This is a genomic window from Acinetobacter sp. WCHAc060042 (assembly GCF_003231195.1).
Taxonomy (GTDB): Bacteria; Pseudomonadota; Gammaproteobacteria; order Pseudomonadales; family Moraxellaceae; genus Acinetobacter.
Genome location: NZ_QKVN01000071.1, coordinates 1 through 7,783 on the forward strand (window position 1 = coordinate 1; position 7,783 = coordinate 7,783).

At 42.1% G+C, this 7,783-nt stretch carries 7 protein-coding genes; 2 read left to right on the top strand and 5 right to left on the bottom strand.

The genetic code is table 11. The features are described 5' to 3' along the window. Positions 1-553 (top strand): TonB-dependent receptor domain-containing protein (locus DPG01_RS17800; RefSeq protein ID WP_162622367.1); only part of this gene is annotated, 553 nt, incomplete at its 5' end. 58 nt (positions 554-611) lie between these two features. On the opposite strand, the gene dapC is transcribed toward DPG01_RS17800, so the two are convergent. The 5 genes from dapC to DPG01_RS17825 form a co-directional block, all read right to left on the bottom strand. Next, positions 612-1,781, bottom strand: a complete 1,170-nt coding sequence (dapC, locus tag DPG01_RS17805; protein WP_110975953.1) for a succinyldiaminopimelate transaminase — start codon at positions 1,779-1,781, stop codon at positions 612-614. 24 nt (positions 1,782-1,805) lie between these two features. Next, entirely contained in the window at positions 1,806-4,472 is a 2,667-nt protein-coding gene (gene glnD, locus DPG01_RS17810) for a [protein-PII] uridylyltransferase (protein ID WP_086209335.1), read from the bottom strand. A 28-nt stretch (positions 4,473-4,500) separates the two neighbouring features. Then, positions 4,501-5,715, bottom strand: a complete 1,215-nt coding sequence (purT, locus tag DPG01_RS17815) for a formate-dependent phosphoribosylglycinamide formyltransferase (RefSeq protein ID WP_171327452.1) — start codon at positions 5,713-5,715, stop codon at positions 4,501-4,503. A gap of 265 nt (positions 5,716-5,980) precedes the next feature. After that, entirely contained in the window at positions 5,981-6,328 is a 348-nt protein-coding gene (gene ygaH / locus DPG01_RS17820; protein ID WP_086209333.1) for an L-valine transporter subunit YgaH, read from the bottom strand. Beyond that, positions 6,325-7,077, bottom strand: coding sequence for an AzlC family ABC transporter permease (locus DPG01_RS17825; protein WP_086209332.1), 753 nt, complete (start codon positions 7,075-7,077; stop codon positions 6,325-6,327). Before DPG01_RS17825 ends, ygaH begins: the two co-directional genes overlap by 4 nt. Positions 7,078-7,178: 101 nt before the next feature. Between DPG01_RS17825 and DPG01_RS17830 the strand changes: the two genes are divergently transcribed. Further along, positions 7,179-7,661 carry a hypothetical protein gene (locus DPG01_RS17830; RefSeq protein ID WP_086209331.1) on the top strand — a complete coding sequence of 161 codons (483 nt, stop codon included), beginning with the start codon at positions 7,179-7,181 and terminating at the stop codon, positions 7,659-7,661. The last annotated feature ends 122 nt before the right edge of the window (positions 7,662-7,783 follow it).

Here is a 7,783-nt window from a genome sequence, read left to right on the forward strand (position 1 = left end):
ACTAAGTTTATTTGATATTAATAAACAGCGTGGCGTCATGCAAAATGGTGTATTCAGTGATGCTGGTGAATATGTCCATCGTGGTCTAGAGTTAAGTAGTTATGGCAAGCTTACTGACTCCTTAACTGTTTTAGGTGGGGTGACGTGGATGCATGCAAAGCAAGAAGAAACTGGTTCGACGACCTATGATGGAAATTATGAAGTAGGTGTTCCTGAGTTTCAGGCAAATCTTGGTGCAAATTGGAAGTTGCCCCTTCCGCAAGATATTTCTTTGAACGCTCAATTGACTTACACGGGTTCCACCTATGCTAGTCTGGACAATAACTTGAAGGTTAATGATTGGACTACGCTTGATCTGGGTGCAAGCTATAAAACTCAGTTGGGGCAAACCCCAACTACATTTAACTTCCTTGTGAATAATGTATTTGATCAAGATTATTGGAGTTCCGTTGGTCTGTATGACAATATCAACAGTACAAGCAATACCAATAATGGTTACTTGGTTGCTGGTTTACCTCGTACATTCATGCTTAGTGCATCATTTGATTTTTAATCGAAGAAAAAAAAGAAAACCTCCGTTACAGGAGGTTTTCTTTTTTAGATGAACTTATTTATAAAATTGCTTTTAAGCGCGAAATGACTTGCTCACACTGTGCAAGGTCGGCGACTAGAGCAAGACGCACATGGTTTTCGCCTGGGTTGCCTTGCTCAGTATTGCGTGACAAGTAACGCCCTGGAAGTACTTTGACATGTGCTTTCTCCATCAGCATTTTTGCAAAAGTTTCATCATTATCTACTTTTAACCAGTAGTAAAAGCCCGCATCTGGTTTTTGTAGAGGGAGTAAGTGGCCTAATTCGTTTTGAAATAAGTCAAATTTTGCACGATATTGCACACGGTTTTCTTCAACATGTGTTTCATCATCCCAAGCCGCAATCGAAGCCAACTGGTGTTGTACAGGCATCGCTGCACCATGATAGGTGCGGTATTGTAAATAAGGTTTGAGTAATGTTGCATCACCCGCGACAAAGCCAGAGCGCATACCCGGTAAGTTTGAGCGTTTAGACAATGAGTGGAATACAACACAGTTTTTGTAGTCATTTCGGCCTATTTCAGCACAAACTTCGAGTAGACCCACAGGCGCAGTATCAAACCAAAGTTCTGAATAGCACTCATCCGATGCAATGACAAAACCATATTGATCTGAAAGTGCGATTAATTTTTTAAACTGCTCTTTTGAGAGTACCGCACCTGTTGGGTTACCTGGCGTACAAACAAATAATAAGGCAGTTTTTTCCCAGACCTCAGCAGGCACAGCATCAAAGTCACCGAGATAACCATTTTCTTCAGTACAATTTACAAAATATGGTTTTGCTCCAGCAAGTAAGGTAGCACCTTCATAAATTTGGTAGAACGGGTTAGGCATCACCACATAAGGTACATCTTCGCGGTTCACCAAAGCTTGAACAAAAGAGAAGATTGCTTCACGGGTACCAGAAACAGGAAGGATGTTGTTCTCTGCACTAATTTGATTGAGTTGAAAACGACGGGTCAACCAGTTTGCAATACTGGTACGTAATTCTGGCAGACCTTTACTGTTTGGATAGGTCGATAAATGTTGAAAATTATCAATAATGGCTTGTTTCACAAACTCTGGCGCAGGATGCTTAGGCTCACCAATCGAGAGTGGAATGAGGGGTAAGTCTGCGGGAGTAATATCCTGAAATAGTTTATTTAACTTTTCAAAAGGATAAGGATGTAAAAGGGATAAACTCGAGTTCATGAAACAAAATACCAGTGTGTATTGTTAATGTTGACCACAGACCTGACTAGACGCTTCATCTAAGGCAGATTTTAGTTGAGCAGCAAAAGTCTCAGCTTCAGCTTCAGTCATGGGTTGACCATCTTTTTTAGTGACAAAGAAAATATCTTCGGCACGTTCACCTAGAGTGGCAATTTTAGCAGAGTGAATATCTAGACCTTGCATCATAAACAACCCGCCCACTTTGGCAAGTAGGCCGGGATGGTCAAGTGTTGCAATTTCGACCATGTTTTGTTGCAGTGCTTCATTCAGCGTAATATCAACGGTGTTTTCAATGTCAAAATGGCGTAGCTGACGTGGGATGCGGCGTTGCATGAGCCCAGGATATTTATCTGAATTGACTAAGGCATCTTTTAAAGCAGACAGTACTTTGGCTTCACGTTCTGGGTCAGTCAGTAGGGTGCCAAAGCGGTCAAGCACAACATAAGTGTCTAAACTAAATGCTTTGGTTGCGGTAATAATACGTGCATCTTGTACATCCAAATTCATACGGTCAAGTATGGCAACCGTTGTTGCAAACAAGTTGGGCTGATCTTGAGTATAAATAAAGATTTGTACTGCATCCTGAGCAAATTTACGCTGTGCACGCATCAAAACCAGCGGTTCTGGGTTATCACCATGCTGTAAAATAGCACGTGTGTGCCAAGCAATTTCATCAGCAGATTCTTTGAGGAAATATTCGTCTCCCAGTTCTTGCCAGACTTTTTCGACGTCATCCAGTGCAAACTCTTCGACCAGTTGTTCACTGGCAGAAAACTTGGTGTCCTCAATGAGCATTTGATAATCCACAGGACGGCCTAAACCTGAGCGAATCACATCACGTGCATGCGTATAGAGCTGACGCATGAGAGAAGCGCGCCACGTATTCCAAAGCGAAGGATTGGTGGCATTGATATCTGAAACAGTCAACGTATACAGATAGTCGAGATGTTCCATGTCGCCCATTTTCTCAGCAAAAGCTTTAACCACATCGGGGTCAGAAATATCTTTCTTTTGAGAAGTGACGGACATGAGTAAATGGTTTTGGATGAGCCACGCGACAAGGTTGCATTCGCGTTCGGTAAAACCATGATTACGACAGAATTCAATCGCATCAGTTGCACCCAGCTCACTATGGTCTCCACCACGGCCTTTAGCGATATCATGGAAAATGGCAGCCAAATAGACAATATCCCGACGTGCTAGACGTTGGAACACCGAACTCACGACAGGGAAGTCTTTGGCAAACTCAGGCTCTTTGAAGCGGTTTAAGTTACGCAGTAGTAGTAAGGTGTGTGCATCGACTGTGTAGATATGGAACAAGTCATATTGCATTAACCCCATAATCTGCCCAAATGCAGGAATATAGTTGCCCAATACTCCATAACGTTTCATTGCCACCATCGTCTCATATAAGCGATGTGGTGAGCGAATGATCGCCATAAACAAGGCTTGATGGGTTGGGTTATCCCGAAACTCTTGATCAATGTGCTTTGCAGCTAAAGTGAGGAGGCGTAAAGTCCGTGCACGAATACCCGTAATCTCAGGGCGGTTTGCCAATAAATAAAAAATTTCTAAGATGGCACTTGGGTTTTCAGAAAAAATCTTATGGTGTTGAACAGCTAGTTTGCCATCAACTAGTTTAAAATTTTCATTGATTTCTTCAATGTTACGTTCATAGTTTGGTAGGCGTGGGGTAATGACCGACTCGTTGAAATAAGCTAACAGCATTTCATTCAGTGTAGTCACTTGTTGAGCGCTTCGATAATAACGCTTCATGAATTGCTCAATTGGGTAATTCGGGGATTTGCCTTCTTCGCGCACATAGCCAAACTTCGCAGCAATATCGCGTTGATAGTCGAATAATAAGCGGTTTTCATCGCGTTTGGTGAGGCGATGTAAGTGGTGACGAATTTCCCAGAGGAAGCTTTCGGCTTCTTCTAATACCCCTAACTCGAACTCTGAAATAAAGCCCAAATGCACCAAGTCATAAATGCGATTGACGCGGAAATGCCGCTTTGCAATCCAACCAATTTGGTTAATGTCACGAATGCCACCCGGCGCATTTTTTATGTCGGGTTCTAGATTGCTTTCTGTGAAATTGTGTTGCGCATAGCGTTTGGCCTGTTCTTCCATTTTTGCATCATAGAAGGTTTTATCTGTCCATGTTTGCGAAACAATACGTCGTGGCCATTTGGCTAAATGTTCATTGCCTATAATTAAACGGGACTCGATGAGGGCTGTGGCAACAGTTAAGTCATTTGTGGCTTGTTCAACACAGTTGGCAATGGTACGCACACTAATGCCAGGTTTGAAATTGCCGACATCCCATAGGGAGGAAATAAAGACAGAAATGAGCTTTTCTTGTTCTTCGCTAAACTCATCCTCAGACAGGATCATGATGTCTACGTCTGAATAAGGTAACATCTCGCGGCGACCATAGCCACCAACAGCAAATAAGCTCAAATCGGTTTGATTGAGTTCAGCATGTTTCCAAAGGAAAATAAGTGCCTCATCAATCAAATTTGAACGGGTTAAAATGACATCACGGATGGATTGACCATGATCAAAACTTTCTTGTAATTGATTTTCGACATCACTACGCCATTGATTGATCGCTTTAATGTCGTGATTACTGCTGACATAGCTAAGCAGTGGAGAAGTATTGATCATGTTCCGTATCCGTAAATTTTAACAACGCTTAGTTTTGATGAACGCTAACCAGTTCTGCTGTTTGAGCAGCGAGTTCACGTGCTTGGTCAGTTGTTTCAGCACGTGCTGTTGCAACGCCCATACGGCGACGTGTAAAGCCTTCTGGCTTACCAAAAATGCGTAAATCAGTATTTGGGTTTGCCAAAGCAAGATTTAAGCCAGAAAAAGATAAGTTGTTTGCATCTACACCCGCATAAATTACGGCACTGGCTGCAATACTGTGACGTGCCGTATTTACAGGTAAACCTAAGATCGCACGCGCATGAAGTTCAAATTCACTTTGGAACTGAGAAGCAAGCGTTACAAGACCTGTGTCATGTGGGCGTGGTGATACTTCACTAAACCACACTTTATCGCCTTTGACAAAGAGTTCTACACCGAAAATGCCACAGCCACCCAATGCGATGGTAACTTTATTGGCAATACGCTTTGCTTCATCGAGGGCCACTGGTGACATAGCCTGAGGTTGCCAGCTTTCTACATAATCACCCGAATCTTGGCGGTGACCAATTGGGTCACAGTACGACGTTTCAATTTCCCCTGTTTCAGGGTTTTTAGAGCGAACTGTTAATAGAGTGATTTCGAAATCAAAATCAATTTGTGATTCTACAATCACAGTCCCTTGGTTTACACGACCACCTGTTTGCGCATATTCCCATGCAGCATCTACTTCTGCGAACTCTTTTACACGGGATTGACCTTTACCAGAAGATGACATGACAGGTTTAACAAAGTTTGGATAACCAATGTCATCACATGCTGCACGGAACGATTCTAGGGTATTGGCAAAGCGATAAGCAGAAGTGGGTAAACCCAGTTCTTCAGCAGCTAAACGACGGATGCCTTCACGGTTCATGGTGAGGTTTACTGCTTTTGCAGATGGAATGACTGTGGCAATATTTTCTTGTTCGATTTCAACCAATACTTGGGTTGCAATGGCTTCAATTTCAGGAACAATCAGGTTCGGCTTAATGTCTTCAATAAGTTGTTTCAGCGCTGTCGCATCTGCCATATTTAAGGTGTGGGCATAGTGTGCCACTTGCATTGCAGGAGCATGATCGTAACGGTCAGCAGCATGAACTTCTACACCTAAGCGTTGTAGAGAAATCACAACTTCTTTCCCTAGCTCTCCAGAACCCAGTAGCAGGACTTTAAATGCTGAAGACTGAAGTGGGGTACCAATAGTAACGCTCATGTAAATCATCCATGCTTGATTTTATGGGCTTTTAGAATAGCAGAACTCTTAAAGGTGTTCAGGGTTCATTCACATAAATTAATGATATTGTCCAACAATTTTTTTTATAAAGCGATTGTGTTTACATACGTGCATTTGAAGTAGCAAAATCGTACTTCTGAGAATTGCTCAACCAAATTCAAAATGCCACGAAAAATGCATTCTAAAATTGATACTTTTAGCCGTTTTGTAAATTGAGTTTAGGTCAAGTTAAGTTTTAGGGGGGAACAGATAGTTAAAAAACTACAGGAATATAGGTATATACCAAGCCGTAGCTGAGTGCTGCGGTCAGTGTAGCAGGGACAATTTGCTTAAATTTGAAATAAAGCCCAGCCAAGACGATGAAGCCGACTAACATGGCAAAACTTTTATTGGGTGCATCCAACAGTGGTGGCAAAGTTGCAACCACAAGCATCGAACTAATTGCTGAAATACCAATTGAACCCAATGCAATCTTCAACCATAAAGCACCGCGCTTTTGTGAGCCTTGTTGAAGCTTTTGAATGACGAAGAATGGCCCAAAGCGTGAAGCAAAGTTTGCAATACCGACTAAAATGCCGACCAAGATAATTTCGATATTCATGTTTGATCTCCACTATGTTCAGGGTCTGGTTTTTTCAGTATATAGTGCTTAAACAAGCCAGCAAAAATACCTGAACTGATGCCAATAAAAATGGCAGCAGATAAGTCAATAAAGTAACAGGCAATCGCAGATACCAGAATAGTCACAGTGACCACGAAAGTGTGCCTCTTTTCAAAAGCTGCCAATAAAAAACTTAAAAAAAGTGCAGGCAATAAAAAGTCTAAAGCGGCTTGTAAGAACTGGGGTAAATGGCTGACTTGGTCTGCAAACATTCCACCTAGAAAAGAACCTGTCGCCCATGCGAGCCAACTGAATAGGCTTAAACCCAGCATCCAAGACTCAGACCATTCTTGGCGACGCTGTGACAACTTGATCATGCCTGAAGCAAAGACTTCGTCGGTTAATCCCCATGACCAAATAGCAGTTTTCTTTAGGTTCAGTTTATCTTGAATTAGGTTCTGTAGCGCAGGGCCGTAGAGTAAGTGACGAATATCTAGGGCAATGACAGTGAGGGCAGTCATCCAAATAGATGTACCACTACCGAGCAGTGCAACGACTAAAAACTGACTAGCACCTGCATACATTGAGCAGGATAAAAATAAAGCCTCCCATGCACTAAAGCCAAACTGGGTTGCAGATACACCAAAGGCAAAAGAAACAGGTAGATAGGTAAAGATAATCGCTTGGCTATCCTTAGCCCCTTGCCAAAAGCCAGCAGCTTGTGCAGGAGTGGGATTAAGTTCGGACACAACACACCTTGAAGAAGACTTTATCACTAGGTCAAAATTGATTGTGTATTGTAACTGAATTCACTAGCATAGTGCCGAATTGTTTGTTGAGGCGTTTAACCATGTTGAAGCTCGAATTACGTACTTTAGGGCTGGCTGCTATTATTGTGAGCAGTTTACTTTTGCAAGCTTGTGGACAGTCAGAGCAAGCTCCTGAACAAAAAGTAGAAATTAAGGCTGCGCCAAAAATTACCAATGACGCAACAGAATATGCACAACGTGCTTGGGCATTTATTAATGAAGTCGATAGTTTGGTCTATCACAAACAACTGGATCAAATCGAGACTAAAGTACGACAACCTGCACGTAAGCTCAGCACAGAGTGGCGTATTAATGTCAAAATGACCGACTCCGTGACTGAAGGAAAGTATGCGTTATGCCGAAAGGCGTTGACGAGTTTGGATGTCTGGGCGCGAGCAACTTTAGAGAAAGATAGGCAGATCATAAAAGCGCAACATGAATATGAGCGTGACAAAGTTCAGTGTAAGGATGCCATTGATCATCCAAATTTAGGTAACACGAAAGCCAATAACAATATTTTTTAGTTTGAATAAAAAAGGCGAAAATAATTTCGCCTTTTTTAAATGATTACGATGAATTACGATTTTAAGGTGCTATTTGAAACAGCTTTTGCATCTTTATTTTTTACGTCTTTGCTCACTTGATT

Excerpts from the sequence above, each read along its gene's own strand:
- DPG01_RS17830 (WP_086209331.1), top strand. The coding sequence starts at position 7,179 with ATGTTGAAGCTCGAATTACGTACTTTAGGGCTGGCTGCTATTATTGTG.
- ygaH (WP_086209333.1), bottom strand. The coding sequence starts at position 6,328 with ATGAATATCGAAATTATCTTGGTCGGCATTTTAGTCGGTATTGCAAAC.
- dapC (WP_110975953.1), bottom strand. The coding sequence starts at position 1,781 with ATGAACTCGAGTTTATCCCTTTTACATCCTTATCCTTTTGAAAAGTTA.
- glnD (WP_086209335.1), bottom strand. The coding sequence starts at position 4,472 with ATGATCAATACTTCTCCACTGCTTAGCTATGTCAGCAGTAATCACGAC.
- purT (WP_171327452.1), bottom strand. The coding sequence starts at position 5,715 with ATGATTTACATGAGCGTTACTATTGGTACCCCACTTCAGTCTTCAGCA.